Annotated in this window: 16 protein-coding genes and 1 pseudogene; 3 read left to right on the top strand and 14 right to left on the bottom strand. The window is 51.0% G+C overall.

The window, feature by feature from the left end:
• Positions 1-115: 115 nt before the first annotated feature.
• Positions 116-790, bottom strand: coding sequence for a 6-hydroxyaminopurine reductase (yiiM, locus tag FFT88_RS13580; protein ID WP_135403681.1), 675 nt, complete (start codon positions 788-790; stop codon positions 116-118).
• Between the two features lie 152 nt (positions 791-942).
• Between yiiM and FFT88_RS13575 the strand changes: the two genes are divergently transcribed.
• Positions 943-1,833, top strand: a complete 891-nt coding sequence (locus FFT88_RS13575) for a dihydrodipicolinate synthase family protein (protein ID WP_135403682.1) — start codon at positions 943-945, stop codon at positions 1,831-1,833.
• Positions 1,834-1,888: 55 nt separating this feature from the next.
• Here the strand turns inward: FFT88_RS13575 and kdgT are convergent, their stop codons facing one another.
• The 3 genes from kdgT to FFT88_RS13560 all read right to left on the bottom strand — a co-directional run bounded on the left by kdgT (position 1,889) and on the right by FFT88_RS13560 (position 4,649).
• Positions 1,889-2,872, bottom strand: coding sequence for a 2-keto-3-deoxygluconate transporter (kdgT, locus tag FFT88_RS13570; RefSeq protein ID WP_130215248.1), 984 nt, complete (start codon positions 2,870-2,872; stop codon positions 1,889-1,891).
• Positions 2,873-3,131: 259 nt separating this feature from the next.
• Positions 3,132-3,752, bottom strand: a complete 621-nt coding sequence (gene sodA, locus FFT88_RS13565) for a superoxide dismutase [Mn] (RefSeq protein WP_135403683.1) — start codon at positions 3,750-3,752, stop codon at positions 3,132-3,134.
• A 156-nt stretch (positions 3,753-3,908) separates the two neighbouring features.
• Positions 3,909-4,649: a MipA/OmpV family protein gene (locus FFT88_RS13560; RefSeq protein ID WP_130206640.1), complete on the bottom strand. Its 741-nt coding sequence runs from the start codon at positions 4,647-4,649 to the stop codon at positions 3,909-3,911.
• A gap of 124 nt (positions 4,650-4,773) precedes the next feature.
• On the opposite strand from FFT88_RS13560, the gene FFT88_RS13555 reads away from it, so the two are divergent.
• Positions 4,774-5,748: a LysR family transcriptional regulator gene (locus tag FFT88_RS13555; protein WP_135403684.1), complete on the top strand. Its 975-nt coding sequence runs from the start codon at positions 4,774-4,776 to the stop codon at positions 5,746-5,748.
• Here FFT88_RS13555 and FFT88_RS25285 read toward each other — a convergent pair.
• The 10 genes and pseudogenes from FFT88_RS25285 to FFT88_RS13495 all read right to left on the bottom strand — a co-directional run bounded on the left by FFT88_RS25285 (position 5,745) and on the right by FFT88_RS13495 (position 17,674).
• A pseudogene (locus FFT88_RS25285) lies at positions 5,745-6,880 on the bottom strand (HlyD family secretion protein). The gene FFT88_RS13555 and the pseudogene FFT88_RS25285 sit on opposite strands and share 4 nt — an antisense overlap.
• Positions 6,881-6,885: 5 nt before the next feature.
• The gene (locus FFT88_RS13540; protein ID WP_130258353.1) at positions 6,886-7,209 is read right to left on the bottom strand and encodes a DUF3302 domain-containing protein; all 324 of its coding nucleotides are present in this window, start codon (positions 7,207-7,209) and stop codon (positions 6,886-6,888) included.
• Positions 7,210-7,762: 553 nt separating this feature from the next.
• On the bottom strand, positions 7,763-9,301 hold the full coding sequence (aldB, locus tag FFT88_RS13530; protein ID WP_000183976.1) for an aldehyde dehydrogenase AldB: 1,539 nt from the start codon (positions 9,299-9,301) through the stop codon (positions 7,763-7,765).
• A 107-nt stretch (positions 9,302-9,408) separates the two neighbouring features.
• Positions 9,409-10,704 (bottom strand): Fic family protein, encoded by a 1,296-nt coding sequence (locus FFT88_RS13525; protein ID WP_135403687.1) that lies wholly within the window; start codon positions 10,702-10,704, stop codon positions 9,409-9,411.
• 119 nt (positions 10,705-10,823) lie between these two features.
• Positions 10,824-11,975: an L-threonine dehydrogenase gene (gene yiaY, locus FFT88_RS13520; RefSeq protein WP_135403688.1), complete on the bottom strand. Its 1,152-nt coding sequence runs from the start codon at positions 11,973-11,975 to the stop codon at positions 10,824-10,826.
• Between the two features lie 188 nt (positions 11,976-12,163).
• Complete coding sequence (gene selB, locus FFT88_RS13515; RefSeq protein ID WP_135403689.1) at positions 12,164-14,008, bottom strand: selenocysteine-specific translation elongation factor; 1,845 nt, start codon at positions 14,006-14,008, stop codon at positions 12,164-12,166.
• The gene (selA, locus tag FFT88_RS13510; protein WP_135403690.1) at positions 14,005-15,396 is read right to left on the bottom strand and encodes an L-seryl-tRNA(Sec) selenium transferase; all 1,392 of its coding nucleotides are present in this window, start codon (positions 15,394-15,396) and stop codon (positions 14,005-14,007) included. Before selA ends, selB begins: the two co-directional genes overlap by 4 nt.
• Before the next feature lie 97 nt (positions 15,397-15,493).
• The gene (locus FFT88_RS13505) at positions 15,494-16,102 is read right to left on the bottom strand and encodes a glutathione S-transferase (protein ID WP_135385259.1); all 609 of its coding nucleotides are present in this window, start codon (positions 16,100-16,102) and stop codon (positions 15,494-15,496) included.
• A 70-nt stretch (positions 16,103-16,172) separates the two neighbouring features.
• Complete coding sequence (locus FFT88_RS13500) at positions 16,173-17,309, bottom strand: HlyD family secretion protein (protein ID WP_000364939.1); 1,137 nt, start codon at positions 17,307-17,309, stop codon at positions 16,173-16,175.
• A gap of 2 nt (positions 17,310-17,311) precedes the next feature.
• Entirely contained in the window at positions 17,312-17,674 is a 363-nt protein-coding gene (locus FFT88_RS13495) for a DUF3302 domain-containing protein (RefSeq protein WP_135403691.1), read from the bottom strand.
• Positions 17,675-18,209: 535 nt separating this feature from the next.
• On the opposite strand from FFT88_RS13495, the gene mtlA reads away from it, so the two are divergent.
• Positions 18,210-20,123, top strand: coding sequence for a PTS mannitol transporter subunit IICBA (gene mtlA, locus FFT88_RS13490; protein ID WP_135403692.1), 1,914 nt, complete (start codon positions 18,210-18,212; stop codon positions 20,121-20,123).
• Positions 20,124-20,337 lie beyond the last annotated feature (214 nt).

Here is a 20,337-nt window from a genome sequence, read left to right as displayed (position 1 = left end):
TACTGCGCAAAGGGCAACATTTGTGGCCGGATAAGGCGCTTACGCCGCACCCGGCATTTGAGCAGAATGCCTGATGCGACGCTGGTCGCGTCTTATCAGGCCTACTCTCCGGGGGTTATTTCCCCCACAACCGCCGTGAATTATCTTCAATCTTACCGCTAAGTCGGCGTTTCTGCATCGTTCGCGTCCAGCTTTTCGATAGCCCGGCTGCGGAAAGCAAACGGTGATACTGCTCATCATCAAACGGCATATGCCATGCGATAGCGGCAGCCTCTTGCACGGTCACATCGCTAACGCGGGAAACCAACTCCAGCGGCGCGTCCGCAGACACTTTCCCCGGCGCAATCACGCTATACAGCCAGCCCACTTTACCCGTGTTTTGCATCAGCTGCGCTATATCACTGATATAAAAGTGGTAATTGAGTTTGTAGCACGGAGAGCGCGGCTGGGTGACCTGAATCAACGCCTCTCCCCAGCGGAAAATATCGCCAATATAAACATTACTTTCCGTCAGACCGTCGGTTGAGAGGTTTTCACCAAACGCAGGTGCAACAAACAACTCTGCCTGTTCCGGAAATTCCCGCGCCCAGTAGAGATAATGCTCGCGAGGATAATGACACAGCGCCCTGTCCGGCCCACCGTGAATCTTTTTCTCCGCCTGCTCGTCGCCTTCCAGCCCCAGTTCTGTCAGCATCAACTCACCATCGACCTGCATTTTCGCAATTGCACTTGGACGGCTTTCCGGATAATCCCGAATTTTGCCTGTGTATACATCAACCGGATATCGCATCTGTTCCCTCTCCACCGAGAAATTTCCCCATTAGACCATATTTATTTTATGTCAGGCGCGCAAAATGAGAGCACGGTTCACATGACAAAACTGTAGACATGTTATCAATGAGATGTTTTTGAAACACCATTTCATTATGAGGAGTTTACCGCGTGGCTGATAAATTACAGTTTTCTGGCGTCTGGTGTCCTTCCATCACGCCGATGGATAAAGACGGGAATGTAGACCTTAACGGACTGAAGCAGCATCTGCAGCGACTCACTAACGCTAACATCGATGTGATATTGCTAATGGGAAGTATTGGTGAGTTTGCCTCCTTCACCCTGGAAGAGAGGCTCATGCTTATTCGTGAAGCACGAGCCATGAGCACGCTAAAAATGGTGGCCAACGTCTCGTCCACATGCACACATGATGTACTGGTTATGGCGCAAGAAGCGTATCGCGTTGGGTACGATGCGGTGATGATCCTCCCGCCTTATTACTACGGCCAGACGGCGAAGCAATTATTAAGCTATTTCCGCCATCTGGGTCGCGAATTACAGGGCAAATGGTTCGCATATAACTTCCCGGCGCGGACCGGTTGTGATTTAACCCCAGACCTGGTCGCCACACTGGCGAGTGAGTTTCCTGAGTTTGCCGGAATTAAAGATACTGTCGATTGCCAGTCACACACCCGCAGCATGATTCAGGCAACTCAGGCTGTGCGTCCTGATTTTGCGGTGCTTTCGGGGTATGACGAATATTTCATTCCTAATTTGCTGGCTGGCGGCGCGGGGATAATCTCTGGCTTAAATAACGTTATGCCAGAGCTGTTTGTCGAAGCCCGCGAAGCCTTCAAACGCGGCGACCTGGCAGCTTTACAAGATATTCAGCAACAGATTGGTACTTATATGTCCATCTACGCCATCGGTGAAGATTTTGTCACCACCATCAAGACGGTGGTATCACGTAAGTTTGGTTACTGCACAGGAGTGTCGCGCAATGCCGGTGGGGAGTTAACAGAAAGCGAATGTCGGACGATTGATGAGGTATTTGTTATTTAAGGTAAAACGCCGGATGAACGTCAATTCATCCGGCGATGATATGGAAAAAGAGAGATTATTTCACCGTACCCAGAATTTCGATCTTCGCCGCTCTGGCTTTGGCTTTACGTGACCAGACAGAGGTAAGAATTGGCACCAGAATCGAAGTCACAATTACCGCCGTCGCCACCAACGAAGTTGCCGCAGGCGCCATCGGTTTAAAGGCCGGGATCATTTCCGCAATCAGTACCGGCGTTGCCACCGCGGCCCCGGCAGAACTGGAGGCGGCAATTCCGGCAGTGCCATCGCCACCGCCAATCAATTTATCGGCAATAATCAACGGAATACCGGTCACGATAATCACCGCCACACCCAACAGGATCCCCAACAAACCTGTCTGGGCAATCACGGTTAAATCAATGGTATTGCCCAGCGCGAAGGCAAAGAACGGAATCAGCGTCTGCACCGCTTTGCTAAAAAACTCGCGCAATTCAGGATCAAGGTTCCCCAGCGCGAAGCCCACCAGGAACGGCAATACTGCGCCAACGAAAACATGCGGTTCAAACGAAGCAATCCCGGCGGTTCCCAGAATAATCATCGTCATTAGCGGACCAGATTCCAACGACATCAACACAAATGCCCCGGCCTCTTCTTTGGTGCCGTACTGTTGCATGATAGAGGCATACAGACCGCCGTTGGTCATGTCCATTGCCGCCACCAGCGCCAGCGTTGAAAGCCCGGCAAAAAATCCAACTTCGACACCGTGCTCAGGAATAATGCGCGAAGCAATGGCCGCAACCACCCACGCAACGGCAATTTTGGTTACCACCAGCGTACCGGATTTACGCAACACTGTTCCCGTCGCGCTTAATTTGATAGACGCCCCCATGCAGAAAAACCACACCGCCAGGATAGGCACCGTGCCAGTAATCATCCCGTTAGTGAATGATCCAAAATATTTCCCCGCCCCCGGCGAGAAGGTATGACACAGTGCGCCAAGGAACAGCGGGATGAGCATCATCCCCCCCGGGATTTTCTCTATCGTGCGTTTTATCTGCATTTCCATCACCTGTTGGCATATTTTTATAGGCTGATGCGACGTTCCTTAACGGAGCATCAGTGTTGATGGAAACGAAGATAGACATTCATCATGGCAATAAAAGTGATCAACACCACACCAATTGAAACATCGTTTTAATTTTATAGGATCATTGTTTTTCTTTTGAAATTGATCACAAAAAAACCACCGTTATGCACGATGGTTTGTTTTTTATGCTGACACGAGGCGTCAACGCCTCATTACAGCAGACAAGATGCGATTATTTTTTCGCCGCGAAACGTGCCGCAGCTTCATCCCAGTTCACCACGTTCCAGAACTCTTTGATGTAGTCCGGACGACGGTTCTGGAATTTCAGGTAGTAAGCGTGTTCCCACACATCCAGGCCCACAATCGGGAAGCCGGAAGCGCCAGAAATGGCTTCGCCCATCAGCGGGGAGTCCTGGTTAGCAGTAGAAACCACCGCCAGTTTATCGCCTTTCAGCACCAGCCATGCCCAGCCGGAACCAAAGCGGGAAGCTGCCGCTTTTTCAAATTCTGCTTTGAAGTTATCAACGGAACCGAAATCACGTTCGATAGCCGCTTTCAGATCGCCCTGCAGGGTGGTGCCTTTTTTCAGACCTTTCCAGAACAGACTGTGGTTAGCGTGACCGCCAGCGTTGTTGCGCAGAACGGTTTTTTTGTCTGCTGGCAGCTGGTCCAGTTTGGTGATCAGCTCTTCAACCGGCAGGTTGGCGAATTCTGGCAGGCTTTCCAGCGCCGCATTGGCGTTGTTGACGTAGGCCTGATGGTGTTTGGTGTGGTGGATTTCCATGGTCTGCTTATCGAAGTGCGGTTCCAGGGCATCGTAAGCATACGGCAGGGATGGCAGGGTATAGCTCATATTCATCTCCAGTATTGTCGGGCGGCCGATTGTTAATGCCGCGTAAGCAGTTGGTTCATTATAGTTAATTAAATGATATTGAAAATGATTATCAATGCCGCACTTTTCATAGGGGAATACCCGAGATGATTCCGGTCAGTTTTTCTACCCAGTCAATTAAAAACGCCAGCTCACGCCGGTGACAAAAGTAAAACTTTCATTACGGTCAATCATTGGGCTGTTAGTAATCTCTTCTGGCAGCTCACTGTATCCGGCACTCGCCATTAATACGACGTGTTCTCCGATGGGGTACTTTGCCGTCAGGCTGACATAAGGCACCCAGGCATCTTGCGCGGTATAACTCGCCAGACCGCTGCGACGAGACTCGCTCTCTGAAATGCCATAGTAATAGTCACTGAAATTCTCGTCATAATAGAGAACGCCAAGAGCAGGTGTCAGCGACAGGCGACCTATCTGCATTTTGTGGAATAACGATAACTCACCTACCCAACCGTTACTGTTATCCAGAACATCAGCCGCCGCAGAAGCTTTCACGGTCCCCCAACGCTCATGGTGATACCAGGCAACTCCCGCCATTGCCGTACTGTCACGCTTATCGAGTTGTTGCATAGCATGGTCGTCATTATCGGCAGGATCAAATTCCAGCGGCATCCAGGATGCGGTCAGGCTAAGTTCATTTTTTTCACTTTGCGACAGAATAAAACCTAACGTCGTCTGGCGGACATAAAAAGAATCGCCCTCATAACTGATCAGCGGAATTGCTTTGGTATTTTCATTATAACCGCGATAAGGCGATTCATTATAAACTGCACCAGCACCAACGGATAATTCTGCAGCAGTTGCACTTGCCATAAAAGGCATAAAAAATAACGCCACAATATTGCGGTTAATTAACATGTCCGACATTCCATTTTAAATTAAGATAAAAAAGAGTCGGCATAGTAATGCTTACAATTTCTCCGGTGCAAGATTCATATTTATATAGTAATATATAAAATCATATATAAATTGGACTGTTGCGATGACAAAATTACAACTCAAGTACCGGGAGTTAAAAATTATCTCGGTAATCGCTGCCAGTGAAAATATCAGCCATGCAGCTACCGTGCTTGGCATCGCGCAGGCCAATGTCAGTAAATATCTTGCTGATTTTGAATCAAAAGTGGGTTTAAAAGTCTTTGACAGAACCACACGGCAATTGATGCTGACGCCTTTTGGCACCGCGCTATTACCGTACATTAATGATATGCTCGACAGAAACGAGCAGCTTAATAATTTTATTGCAGATTATAAGCATGAGAAACGTGGTCGGGTTACCATCTACGCACCAACTGGCATTATTACCTATTTATCCAAACACGTTATCGACAAAATTAAAGATATCGGTGAAATCACCTTATCGCTAAAAACCTGCAATCTTGAGCGTAATGCCTTTTATGAAGGCGTCGAATTTCCTGATGATTGTGATGTTTTAATCAGCTACGCGCCACCAAAAGATGAATCGCTGGTTGCCAGTTTTATTACGCAATATGCAGTAACCGCCTATGCCAGCCAAACTTATCTTGGAAAACACCCCATTAGCCGACCAGACGAACTTGAACATCACTCATGTATTTTGATCGACTCGATGATGATCGATGACGCGAATATCTGGCGCTTCAACGTCGCCGGAAGTAAAGAAGTACGTGATTATCGTGTTAAGGGAAATTACGTCTGTGACAATACTCAGTCGGCGCTGGAGCTGGCGCGAAATCACCTGGGGATTGTGTTTGCGCCAGACAAAAGTGTGCAGAGCGACCTGCAAGACGGCACGCTGATCCCCTGCTTTCAGCAACCGTATGAATGGTGGCTGGATCTGGTGGCTATCTTCCGTAAACGGGAATACCAGCCCTGGCGGGTCCAGTATGTGCTGGATGAAATGCTGCGTGAAATTCGCCACCAGCTTGCTCAGTCGCAGCAACTGCGGCCTGAACAAGCGGCGGAAAACAAAGATTAATGGTCGAGATAAAGGTAATGCACCCAACTGGTCATGCGTAACAGCACTTTGCGCATAACCGAAACATGGCTGAAATGATCAGAGTAGACCGCCACCTGGGCGTAAATACCGTCTGGTAAAGCGCTCAAATCAGTATGCTCATCCAGCTCAATAGTCGCGATAACGCCATCTGAACCCGGCGCTGTGTTTAACGACTGTAAGGTGCCGGTCGACTGATAAGCCCCGCCGGGAACAGCTGGACTGATGGCTGCCAGTTTACCGCTGAATACCTTACCTGGCAGGGCATTAAACACCACTTCCGCATCATCGCCGGGAGCCAGTCGCAGCAAGGAGTTCTGACGGAACTGCGCCACAATTTGTCGTTTCTGATCGGGTATAAACACCATTACCGGACGCAGCGGCAGAGACGCGGCATACGTTCCTGGACGAATCAGTACCTGAGTCACGTAACCGTCGCTCGGCGCACGCACTACCGTCTGCTCAAGGTTATATTTTGCTTCCGCAAGCTGCGCTTTCAGGCTGGCGATTTGTGAATGTTCACCCAACACCAGGCTATCCAGTTGGCTCTGGATCTGTTTTTGTTCCGCCGCCGAAGACTTCACTGAGCTTCCTGCGCCAGATAATTTTGCCGCGCCACATCGATATCCCGTTCTGAAAACGGGTTTACTTTCGCCTGGCTGCCGCGTGCGTAACGCTGATACTCTTTAGCGAATTTATCCCGCGTGACCTTTGCCTGCTGGGTATTCGCCGCCATCTCATCTAACTCTGCGCCCAATGCCCGCTGCTTATGTTCTGCGGTGACGATATCCGCCATCAGCCGATCTACCCGTGCCTGATAACGCGTCGGGTCCAGTCGGAACAGCACCTCACCTTTTTTAATCAGCGTATTTTTCTTGTCCGTCACTTCAATTACTACCCCCGTCACCTGCGGAACAACCGGAATGGAAATAACCGCTTTTTGCGCTTTAAAGGTGTATGGATGGTTATAGTTCATTAATAGAATTAAGCCGCTGACAATAAATATGCCGCCCAGTGCCGCTGTAGGGATGGTCCATTTATTCACGGGGATTTTAAAAATCTTAAACATTGCCCATGCGAAAGCCACATAGGTCAAAATAATCAGTAAATCCATAAATATTACTCGGTAGAAGGAGCTTTCATGTCGGCGAGCTGTTTCTCCAGCCCGGCAATGCGCTGTTGCAGTTGCATAACGGATGAATCATGGCTTTGCATTCCCCATCCCCGCTCCGGGCGGTAAAGCGTGGCCCAAATCCACAAAAAGGGCCAGATAACGTGCAGCGTAAAAAGACTCACCCAACCAGCAACATGAATGGCGTCGGCATGAGGATGATTACGTTTTTTGGCAATAAGGTAGGGAATATCATGTAAAATAATGATCCCATAGAAGATCACCAGAAATACAAAAATAAGCACTCCCAGTGCAAAATAATCCAGGAACATATTTTCCTCAGAGAATATAAAAATAATTACCGTATAATAAGGAGCGTTTTTCTGAGGTGCAATTTGCTTATTTATATAACGACATATTGTTTTTTATATACTTTCTGAAATGTGCTGTCTGGTTTTTCAACAGAACGAGGCTTATCATATTGAAATAATGGAACTATTGGCCCGACTAATGAATAACTCCAGTAAAACATCCACAGTACAGATTAAGCGTATTAAACCTTCAATTATCTACCGTTTATTATTGATTGGTCTCGGAACACCAATGGTGATTTACGGCCTGGTTCACCCGCTCACCATCGAAACGCGAGATTAAACTCCTGGCAAAACACGCCCCAGAAACGCACTTCTGTTGGCGTAGTCTGGGTTATTGCGCACGTAGGTTTAAAACGTAAATTGTAACAACGTGCGCTTTGTTTATGCCGGATGCGGCGTGTACGCCTTATCCGGCCTACGGTCAGGTGTAAACATATACCCCCCGTAGGCATGATAAGACGCGCAAGCGTCGCATCAGGCAATGAATACCCAATGCGACCCGCTTCTTACATCAGAACAGCCCCAACGGTTTATCCGAGTAGCTCACCAGCAGACACTTGGTTTGCTGATAATGCTCCAGCATCATCTTATGGGTTTCGCGTCCGATGCCCGACTGTTTGTAGCCGCCAAACGCTGCGTGTGCCGGGTAAGCGTGATAACAGTTGGTCCACACGCGTCCGGCCTGAATGCCGCGCCCCATCTTATAGGCCAGATTGCCGTTACGACTCCAGACGCCTGCGCCCAGGCCATATTGTGTGTCGTTCGCCAGCTCCAGCGCCTCGTCCATCGTTTTGAAGGTGGTTACCGCCAGCACCGGGCCAAATATTTCTTCCTGGAAAACACGCATATTGTTCTGACCAAACAAAATAGTCGGTTCAAGGTAGTAACCGTCTTTCAGCTCGCCTTCCAGCAACTTGCGCCGCCCGCCGGTAAGCACATCTGCGCCCTCTTTTTTACCGATATCAATGTAATTGAGGATGGTTTCCAGTTGCCCGTGAGATACCTGCGCGCCCATTTGCGTCACGCTGTCGAGCGGGTTACCGCTACGAATACTTTCAACACGGCGGATGGCGCGTTCCATGAAGCGTTCGTAGATAGACTCCTGCACTAAAGCACGGCTTGGGCAGGTACAGACTTCGCCCTGGTTAAAAGCAAACAATGCAAAGCCTTCCAGCGCCTTATCGAAAAAGGCATCTTCTTCATCCATCACGTCAGCAAAGAAGATATTTGGCGATTTGCCGCCCAGCTCCAGGGTTACTGGAATAATGTTTTGCGTGGCGTACTGCATAATCTGCTGACCCACTTCCGTTGAGCCAGTAAATGCCACTTTGGCAATACGTTTTGAAGTCGCCAGATATTCGCCAATTTCGCCGCCCGCACCGTTGACCACGTTCACCACGCCCGGCGGCAGTAAATCACCGACAATTTCCATTAGCAGCAGTACAGAAAGCGGGGTAAGTCGTGCGGGTTTCAGCACCACGCAGTTGCCCGCCGCCAGCGCGGGAGCCATTTTCCAGCTCGCCATCAGCAGCGGGAAGTTCCACGGGATAATCTGCCCCACCACACCTAACGGTTCGTGGAAGTGATAAGCCACGGTTTCGCTATCAACTTCACTGATCCCGCCTTCCTGCGCCCGAATACACGAGGCGAAATAGCGGAAATGGTCAATCGCCAGCGGCACATCGGCAGCACTGGTTTCGCGAATGGGTTTGCCGTTATCCCAGGTTTCAGCCGTCGCTAACAGCTCGAGGTTCTGCTCCATCCGATCGGCAATCTTGAACAGAATCGCTGCGCGATCCTGCACCGAGGTATGCGCCCATTTATCTTTCACTTTATGCGCAGCATCCAGCGCCAGATCGATATCTCGTTTGCCCGAAGACGCCACTTCGCACAGCAGCTGCCCGGTTACCGGCGTCAGGTTCTGGTAATACTCGCCATCGGCGGGCGCGACCCACTCGCCGCCAATAAAGTTGTCATAGCGGGCTTTTAACTTGAGGGGGAAACCATACTCGCCGGGCTTAATCTGTGCTGAAGGGGGATTGTTGGTCATGATCGTCTCCTTGCGGTGTGAGGTATAACAAGGGTAGACGTGACTGGCGAAATCTTCGCCAGTCGGTAACAGCTTTACGACGGCTATCACGAATTTACTGGCAAGGACTACAGCGGGTAATGTGCGACGTATACTACTTGCTGGTCATTAATTTTCTTCTCTTGCGCAAATCCTTCTTTAACAATCGTCCGTAAATCAGTTCGCGCTGTATTATCAGAGACGCCCAGACTCGCGCTGGTTTCAGAAACTGTGTACTCTTTCCCCGGATTGGCGAGCATCACATTCAGAAGCGTCACCTGACGCGGATTCAGTCGCCTAAGCACACCAGAACTAAACAATAGGCGGTCAAGTTTTGCGCTTCGTTGCATAATTTCATCAATATGCTGCTGCCAGTTTTGCACAGCACGTTTAATGACACCCGCCTGATATTCAAGGAAATAAGTCAGATCCATACCATCTGATTCAGTGTACTGGTAGCTGGCGGCATATTTGACTGGTGCAACATGAAGCAAACGGCTGATGGAAATATATTTAAAGACATCGTAGCCCGATTTCAGCATATACCAGTAAAACAGCGCCCGACTGGTGCGCCCGTTGCCATCGCGAAACGGATGTTCATGGACCAGCATAAAATGCAGAATGCAGGCGCGGACCAGCGGATGAATATACCCTTCATGGCTGTTTAACCACCGGCAAACTTTTTCCAGTCGTTCCGGCAACAATGCCGCAGCGGGCGGTTGGTGCACAATATTGCCGTCATAATCGGCGATCACGACATCATCTGTTTCACGAAATTCACTCGGACGATATTTCGCGTCATTTATTCCTCCCATACCAATAGCATGTAACTGACGTATAAGCGCAGGTGTAAGCGGTTCTGTGAGTAATTGCGGAATTTCCGCCATCAGCCGGGCATTTCCCGCAATCATATGCTCGTCTTCAGTGCGCGGTGCCCGCCCTGTTTCCAGCATTTTTCTCGCCACCAGCGTCGTGGTATTCGCACCTTCCAGTTGGGAACTGGTAATCGGCTCTTCCAGGCGTAACTGGCTTAACTCGGCGCCCGCCCCGCGTAACCGTTCAGTCTGATCTTTCAGCGCCAGCGCGGTTGCATGTTTGTCGACAAGCTCGCACGCTTCTCCAATCACTGGCGTAATGTTGAATCCGGCCTGCTCACCCGCTTCATTGCAATAATTGATTCGCTGGATCGCCGCGTTGCGCGCCTGTCGGGTAAGCGTCCACGCCACTTCAATGTTTTCCCCTTTTTTGATGCGGTACTGCAACTCATCAAAAGGCAGATAACGTCCTTTTTCATCGGTAACCCGGTTAAAGCGCAAGTGGGCCTGGAGTTCCTCACCCGATAAGTGTGATAAAGGAATCAGTCTGGGAGGTGATTTGATAGCCATTTACTTATCTCAAAAAAGCGCAATATTGAGATAGTGTATAGCAGACTAAAGAAACTATCTCAAAAATCGCAAATTTTGAGATAGCGGCTGACAACACGCCAGCCGCAGGAGAATGATGATTACATTGCGGCGCGATAAATCGCCACAATTTCTTCGTGAGTTGCCTGGATCGGGTTAGTAAAGCCACAGGCATCTTTCAGGGCATTAGTCGCCAGAACCGCGAAATCTTCTTCTTTCACGTTCAGGTCGCGTAGGCCTGCCGGGATATCCACTTTCTTCGCCAGTTCACGGATGGCGTTAATGCAGGCTTCAGCACCTTCCGCGTCGTTTTTACCTGTCACGTTCACGCCCATTGCAGCGGCGCAGTCACGCAGACGTGCAGCAGCGACTTTGCTATTGAATACCTGAACGTGCGGCAGCAGAACGGCGTTACATACACCGTGTGGCAGGTTGTAGAAACCGCCTAGCTGGTGCGCCATCGCATGAACATAACCCAGAGAAGCATTATTGAACGCCATACCGGCGAGGAACTGGGCATAAGCCATTGCTTCACGCGCTTTCGCATTACTGCCATCTTCAACGGCTAACGGCAGGTTTTCGGCAATCATGGTCACGGCTTTCAGTGCACAAGCGTCAGTGATCGGCGTGGCGGCAATAGAAACATACGCTTCGATAGCGTGCGTTAAGGCATCCATACCCGTTGCGGCGGTCAGTGCCTTCGGCATACCGACCATCAGAGATGAGTCATTGACAGAAAGCAGCGGAGTTACATGTTTATCCACAATCGCCATTTTGATGTGACGCGCTTCGTCAGTGATGATGCAGAAACGGGTCATTTCAGAGGCCGTACCCGCCGTGGTATTGATGGCGATCATCGGCAGCTGCGGTTTTGCAGAGCGGTCAACGCCTTCATAATCGCGGATGTCACCGCCGTTGGCTGCCACCAGCGCAATACCTTTTGCGCAGTCGTGTGGAGAACCACCGCCTAAGGAGATCACGCTATCGCAATTATTTTCTTTAAGTAATTTCAAACCTGCGGCGACGTTTTCCGTGGTGGGGTTAGGTTGGGTGCCATCATAAATAACGCTAAAAATATTGCGTTCTTCCAGTGCTTTTTGCACATCGCCCGCCATACCTAATTTCGTTAACATACTGTCAGTGACAATCAATGTACGGCGAAACCCATATTCTGCCATCATATTCATTGCATCAGCCAATGAATCAGCGCCGATGACATTCACAGAAGGAATAAAAAAGGTTGAAGCTGCCATAACACACTCCTGAAAGTGTAAAAAAGGGCGGGCAGCTTACTGAGGATTTTCATTCGAAAATATGATCAGTATTATTGTTTGGCAAAATTAATCTAATAAAAAGCACATTGTATTCATTAAACAATGTGCTTTTTTAAATTCATAAGAATTTTGTATTAATTTATTTTAAAACTTAATTAATCATTTCCTTATTTTTCCGGAAATAATAATGCGTCACGCAATAAATGATCATTTCCCCGACGACGCGTAAAACCAATGCGGTCAAAATATTCCAGAATTTGAATTGCCAGTTTTCGACCAACACCTAAGCGATCGCGGAAATCCGCCGCGCAGGTTGAACCACTCTCCTGATCGAGATCGCGGATCATATTGGCAAACTCGACAATCCGATCGTTACGGTAATAACGATCTTTAACGATCGCCGTAATTATCCCCTGCTGCGCCGCCTGGCGTAGTGTCAGGCGCATTGCCTGTTCGTCAGTTCCCGTCTCTTTTGCCAGGTCACGCACCCACCACGGCTCGTTGCCAAACAGCGGTTCCACTTTTTGCCAGATGGCTTGCTGCTCTTCGCTAAATCCCGCTTTGTGATCCGGCAGATGCAGCCAACCATGATGGCTGTGAATGTCACCGCTTTCGCGCATCTTTTCAATCAGCAACAGCACCAGTGCTTCATCTTCCATCGGCAACGCCATGCGCCGCAGACGCTCGCGTCCTGGACCAGGTTCATCGCGATGTTGCTCATGATAAGTTGCTAATGTGTCGAGAATTTTACGTTGCCAGCGGGCGGCAACTGGAGCGTTCAACAAACTGTAACCAGCCTGAATATAGCCCGGCTGTTGCAGTAATTCGCGCATCCCTTCACCATTGAGCTGACGCGCCCAGGCGAAATCGGCAAGGTTAACCGCACCGCGCTCCAGATGAACGGTCAGTGCGTCGGCATCACTTTGTGTGCGTGCCAGTGACGCCAGCCATTGCAGATATTCCGGCTTACGTTTACCCCGACGCGGCGGGTTAAGCATCACCACGCGCGCCCCCGCCAACGTGTTGCGGGCAGAGATATCGCGCAGCACCAGGCGATCGTTATCCGCCAGCCACAGCGGCGTGTCGAACACCAGTTCGGCAAGGTTATCTTCCAGCAGCGAAACGCGTCCCGTAACGTGGCTGGCGGCGTGGTGAATATGCAGCGGCTGCCACTGGGTCAGCGGTGTATGAGTTTGAAGGTCGACAATCACCCGTGTGAACGGCTCTGGCGGCACATCGGCAAGCAGCCAGTCGCCACGGTTAATCTGTTCTTTTTCCGCATCACCCGCGATGTTAAGCGCGATACGCTGCCCGGCATGGGCGGTTTCTGTTGGCTGGTTTTGCGCATGCAGCGCACGCACGCGCATCGGTTTATTTACACCCGTCAGCCATAGTGAATCGCCTACCTTCACTTCCCCGCTTAACGCCGTACCGGTGACCACCAGCCCGGCACCTTTTACGGTAAATGCGCGGTCGATAGCGAGGCGGAAACTATGTTGGCTGGCGTGTTCGCGTTCCGGCAACTGAAGCAGATGTTCACGCAGGGCATCAATTCCCCGTCCTTCGGTCGCTGCGGTGATAAACAATTTTGCCTCAGCAAAACCGTATTCCCGCAGCACCTCCTTTACCTGGCGTTCAACCTCATCAACACGCGCTTCGTCCACGCGATCGGCTTTGGTCAGTGCCACTGTCAGCATCGGGTTACCGGTCAGCTGCAAAATCGCCAGATGTTCACGGGTCTGTGCCATCACGCCGTCATCGCACGCCACCACCAACAGCGCGTGATCGATACCACCAACGCCCGCCAGCATGTTGGAAAGAAACTTTTCATGACCGGGAACGTCGATAAAACCAGGCACGCGTCCATCTGGCTGCGGCCAGTAGGCATAGCCGAGATCGATGGTCATCCCACGCTTCTTTTCTTCCGGCAGACGGTCAGCATTTACGCCCGTAATCGCCTGTAATAACGTCGTTTTGCCGTGGTCAACGTGTCCGGCAGTCGCAATAATCATTTCAACAACATCTCCAAAAACCGTTGCTCATCTTCGAGGCAGCGTAGGTCCAGCCACAGACGCCCGTCGTAAATGCGCCCAATCACCGGAATCGGCAATTCACGCCAGCGAGCAGCTAATGACTCAAGGTGGCTACCGCGTCCGTCATGAGGCGTAAACGTCAATGCCGCGCTCGGCAGACGATCCACCGGCAGCGAACCACTGCCAATCTGCGAAAGGCATGGCATAACCTGTACCGCAAACTCCGCGCCATAGTGAGCGGCAAGGGGTGCCTGTAACCGTTGCGCCTGGATTTGAATGACCTCTGCACTGCGAGTAAGCAGACGCAGGGTCGGTAATTTTTCACTCAGTGCTTCAGGGTGTAAATAAAGACGCAACGTGGCTTCCAGCGCCGCGAGAGTCATTTTATCTGCACGTAATGCACGTTTCAGCGGGTGACTCTGCAAACGCGCGATCATCTCTTTTTTACCAACGATAATCCCTGCCTGCGGCCCGCCTAACAGCTTGTCGCCGGAGAAGCTCACCAGGCTGACGCCCGCCGCAATCAACTCCTGCGGCATCGGCTCTTTTGGCAAACCATACTGACTGAGATCCACCAGCGAACCACTGCCTAAATCAGTCACCACGGGAACATCCAGTTCTTTGCCGAGCGCCACCAGTTCCGCTTCGTCTATCGCTTTGGTGAACCCCTGAATGCTGTAGTTACTGGTATGTACTTTCATCAACAGTGCGGTATTTTCATTCACCGCCTGACGATAATCATTCGCGTGCGTGCGGTTGGTGGTCCCTACTTCGTGTAGGGTGCAGCCCGCCTGGCGCATGACATCAGGAATACGAAACGCGCCGCCAATCTCCACCAGTTCGCCGCGAGAAACCACCACTTCTTTACCACTGGCAGTTGCTGCCAACATCAGCAGCACCGCCGCCGCATTGTTATTGACGATACAGGCATCTTCTGCGCCGGTGATGCGACATAACAACTGCGCCAGCGCACGATCGCGATGCCCGCGTCCGGCGTCATCCAGATCGTACTCGAGGGTCACTGGCGAACGCATAGCCTGCGCAACGGCTTCCACCGCGGCTTCCGCCTGTAAAGCTCGCCCAAGGTTGGTATGCAGCACGGTTCCCGTCAGGTTGATCACCGGACGCAGCGCGCTCTGCGCCTCTTTCGCCAGACGAGCATCAACCTCTTGCGCCCAGTTTTCACACCATGCAGGCAGCGACTGGCTGTCACGAATCATTTCCCGCGCTTCGTCGAGCATCTGACGCAGCAGCTCCACGACACGGGTATGGCCATAAGTATCACGCAAAGAAAGGAAAGAACTATCACGCAATAAGCGATCGATAGCTGGAAGCTGACTATAGAGGGAACGCGTTTCGGTTGTCATAGGAAACCAGGCTCATCAAGGCCCTCTCGCACGGAGAAGGGCGTTTAACATAACCACGGATTGTAACGTGAGAAGCGTCAGGAGGACATATCGCGCATCAAGCCTTTGGCGGTTCGGTGCGAGCGAAGCTTTCGCGGCTAAAGAGATTCTCGACCAGTTTGACTAAGTGTGGGCGGTCGACACACCAGCCTGGCGCAACGCGGCGGAAATTGAGATATCCAACGGCGCAGGCAATGGCGATAGTCGCCAGATTGACCGTATCGGTTTTGAGCGTGCCATCGACCAGATATCCTTCCAGCACATCCAGGCTGCGGTTGATTTTCTCTCGCTGACGTAACAATTCATCTTCAGACTGCTGCGCCGCCGGACGCGCCTGTTCACGCACCGACACCAGCCCGGCATCCATAATGCCGTCGGCCAGCGCCTCAATTTTGCGCACCCGCAACGACTCCAGCGGATCGCGCGGCAACATCGCCGGAGCGACATTCATTAATTCAATATATTCAGCGATGATCGGCGAATCAAACCAGCATTCGCCATCTTCGGTCACCAGCACCGGCACTTTCCCTAACGGGTTAAATTGCGCCACGCCATTGTCCGCGTTATAGGGCAGTTCATTAATAAATTCGAAAGTTATGCCCTTTTCTAACAACAGAATAGAAAGTTTGCGTACAAACGGGCTGGTGTAGCTACCGACGAGTTTCATGCCGAGTCCTTTGTGCGAGGAAAAATATCAGTATGGCCCAGGCTCACGCAAAACACAGGTGATATAAGTCTCAATGATCCAAATAAAGATAATGCATCCAACTGGTCATTCTTAGCAGTACCTTCCGCATCACCGAAACATGGCTGAAATGGTCGGAGTAAACTGCCACCTGGGCGTAGATGCCGTCGGGTAAGGCATCGATATCATCGTTAGGATCCAGTTCAATGGTTCCCAGCACACCGTCCGTGCCGGGCACGACCGTTAATGATTGCAGTACCCCCTGCGCCTGATACGAACCGCCTGGCACGACAGGTAAAATACTGGTCAGTTTGCCGTGGAACACCTGCCCAGGTAGTGCGTTAAACACTACTTCCGCATCATCGCCGGGTTTCAGACGTAACAGCGAGTTTTGCCGAAATTGGGCGACAATTTGCCGTTTTTGCTCGGGGATGAAGACCATCACCGGACGCAGCGGCAAGGCAGCTGCGTATGTACCAGGGCGGATCAGTACCTGAGTAACGTAGCCATTGCTTGGCGCGCGAATGACTGTCTGCTCAAGATTATATTTTGCTTCAGTAAGTTGCGCTCTTAAGCTCACAATCTGCGATTGCTCGCCGTTAACCATGCTGTCGAGCTGGCTCTGGATCTGCGCCTGCTCCGCCACCGAGCCTTTCACTAACGCATCCTGCGCGAGAAAATTCTGCCGCGCATCGTCGATATCACGTTCCGAGAACGGATTCACCGCCGCCTGGCTGCCTTTCAGGTAGCGTTGATAATTTTTAAACAGCCGATCGCGCTCCGCTGAAACCTGAGTGGTGTTAGCCTGCGCTTCAGTGAGCTGCGCCCGCAGCGTTTTGATGTTATGCGTCGCCGTCATCAGATCAGCCTGAAGTCTGTCTACTCGCGCCTGGTAACGTACCGGGTCGAGCTTAAAAAGCACCTCGCCCTTCTGAATAAGCTGATTATTTTTATCGGTGACTTCAGTCACGATCCCCGTCACCTGTGGCGTAATGGGGATAGCTATCACTGCCTTTTGCGCCGTAAAAGTGTAAGGATGGTTGTAGTTCATCAACAAAATCAGACCACTCACCAAAAACACACCGCCGAGCGCCGCCGTCGCCAGCGTCCACTGATTCACCGGAATGCGGAAGATTTTAAATACTGCCCACGCCAGCGCCACGTAAGTTAAGACAATCAACAGATCCATGATTAGATCTCCGGAAACGTGGAGTAGTCAGGTTTTTTCTCGGCGGCGAGTTGATGTTCCAGCCGGGAGATACGGTCAGAAAGCGCAGCGATGTCCGGGTCAGGCCCCCTCTCTTGCGGCGTAGCATGCGACTGCATGCCCCAGCCACGCTCCGGTTGATAGAGCGTCGCCCAGATCCACAGGAACGGCCAGATAACGTGCAGAGTAAACAGGCTCACCCAGCCCGCCGTATGAATAGCGTCGGCATGGGGATGGTTGCGCTTTTTGGCAATCAGATAAGGGATGTCATGAATCGCGATGATTCCATAAAAAATCACCAGAAAGACGAAGATCAGCACTCCCAACGCGAAATAGTTTAGAAACATAGCTGCCTCGAATTCACGCTTATCAGAGTTGTTATGGGCTGGCAGCCAGAGGGGAGTCAGGCTGATTATTTGACAATAATCCGGGTTTGCGATTCTCGCCATAACACCGAAGAATAATTTTTAGATGTGATGAGTTGCTTAGTTACATAACGAATTTATGACTAAGAAATAACATGCTGTAGATCACATCAGGTGAACGCCGTAAGAAAATATCTTGTGATTCAGATCACAAAGATTCAACAAACCGTCAAAACAAAAATGTGATATTAATCACATTTAAATGCCATTTTTAGCGAAAATCACCGTCTTGTTGCTTTTTTACACAAGCATTTTGTGATGAACATCACGTCAATTACCTCTCTACCCCCTATATTTATGTGACTAACATCACACAAAAGGCCATCAACTGGACAGTTAACCGATTCAGTGCCAGATTTCGCAGTATCTACAAGGTCCGGCTACCTCTGCCGCCACATTAACAAAAAACCTCGGGCTTCCAGCCTGCGCGACAGCAAACATAAGAAGGGGTGTTTTTATGTCATCCGATATTAAGATCAAAGTGCAAAGCTTTGGTCGTTTCCTCAGCAACATGGTGATGCCGAATATCGGCGCGTTTATCGCGTGGGGTATCATCACCGCGTTATTTATTCCAACAGGGTGGTTACCGAACGAAACGCTGGCGAAGCTGGTCGGGCCGATGATCACCTATCTCCTGCCGCTGCTGATCGGTTATACCGGTGGTAAGCTGGTAGGCGGCGAACGTGGCGGCGTAGTCGGTGCCATCACCACCATGGGCGTTATCGTCGGCGCAGATATGCCGATGTTCCTCGGTTCTATGATTGCAGGTCCGCTGGGTGGCTGGTGCATTAAGCATTTCGACCGCTGGGTAGACGGTAAAATCAAATCCGGTTTTGAGATGCTGGTGAACAACTTCTCTGCCGGTATCATGGGGATGATCCTCGCTATTCTGGCATTCATGGGGATTGGTCCGCTGGTTGAAGCCCTGTCCAAAATGCTGGCTGCGGGCGTTAACTTCATGGTTGTCCATGACATGCTGCCGCTGGCGTCCATCTTTGTTGAGCCAGCGAAAATCCTGTTCCTCAACAACGCCATTAACCACGGTATCTTCTCGCCGCTGGGTATTCAGCAGTCCCATGAGATGGGTAAATCCATATTCTTCCTGATTGAAGCTAACCCAGGTCCAGGTATGGGCGTGCTGCTGGCGTACATGTTCTTTGGTCGTGGTAGCGCTAAACAGTCTGCGGGCGGTGCGGCAATCATCCACTTCCTGGGTGGTATCCACGAAATTTACTTCCCGTATGTGTTGATGAATCCGCGTCTGATTCTGGCCGTTATCCTCGGCGGTATGACTGGCGTGTTCACGCTGACTATTCTGGGCGGTGGTCTGGTTTCTCCGGCATCTCCGGGTTCTATCCTCGCGGTACTGGCGATGACGCCAAAAGGTGCTTACTTCGCTAACATCGCGGGTGTGTGTGCGGCGATGGCAGTGTCCTTCGTTGTCTCTGCTATTTTGCTGAAAACCAGCAAAGTAAAAGAAGAAGATGATATTGAAGCTGCAGCACGTCGCGTTCAGGAAATGAAAGCTGAGTCTAAAGGCGCGTCTCCGCTGTCTGCTGGCGATGTGACTAACGACCTGAGCCACGTACGTAAAATCATCGTTGCCTGTGACGCCGGTATGGGTTCCAGTGCGATGGGCGCAGGCGTTCTGCGTAAGAAAATTCAGGATGCAGGTCTGTCGCAGATTTCTGTTACTAACAGCGCGATCAACAACCTGCCGCCGGATGTGGACCTGGTCATCACTCACCGTGATCTGACCGAACGCGCTATGCGCCAGGTTCCGCAGGCACAGCATATTTCGCTGACTAACTTCCTCGACAGCGGCCTGTACACCAGCCTGACTGAACGTCTGGTTGCTGCCCAGCGTCATACTGAAAACGAAGAAAAAGTAAAAGACAGCCTGAAAGACAGCTTTGACGATTCTAACGCTAACCTGTTTAAGCTCGGTGCAGAGAACATCTTCCTCGGTCGCAAAGCGGCAACCAAAGAAGAAGCGATTCGTTTTGCTGGCGAACAGCTGGTGAAAGGCGGTTATGTTGAGCCGGAATACGTACAGGCGATGCTGGACCGTGAAAAACTGACCCCGACTTATCTGGGTGAGTCTATCGCAGTGCCGCACGGTACGGTTGAAGCGAAAGATCGCGTGCTGAAAACGGGCGTGGTGTTCTGCCAGTACCCGGAAGGCGTGCGCTTCGGTGAAGAAGAAGATGACATTGCCCGTCTGGTGATTGGTATTGCAGCCCGTAACAACGAGCACATTCAGGTTATCACCAGCCTGACCAATGCACTGGATGATGAGTCTGTCATCGAGCGTCTGGCACACACCACCAGCGTGGATGAAGTGCTGGAACTGCTGGCAGGTCGTAAGTAATCCAATCCCACCCTCTCCACATGGAGACGGTGGGGCTAATTGCCTGATGCGCTACGCTTATCAGGCCTACAAAACAAGGCGCAGTTTGTTGAATTTGCACGTTCTTGTAGGCCGGATAAGGCGTTTACGCCGCATCCGGCGCTGCCCCTCTCCTCACGGAGAGGGTTTGGGTGAGGGAAATGCCTCACCCCAGCCTCTCGGGTAAAAACATTGA

Source organism: Escherichia sp. E4930, from assembly GCF_005845405.1.
Lineage (GTDB): Bacteria > Pseudomonadota > Gammaproteobacteria > Enterobacterales > Enterobacteriaceae > Escherichia.
Note: the sequence above shows the minus strand (reverse complement) of the source record. Positions and strands in the feature narration are given on the sequence as shown.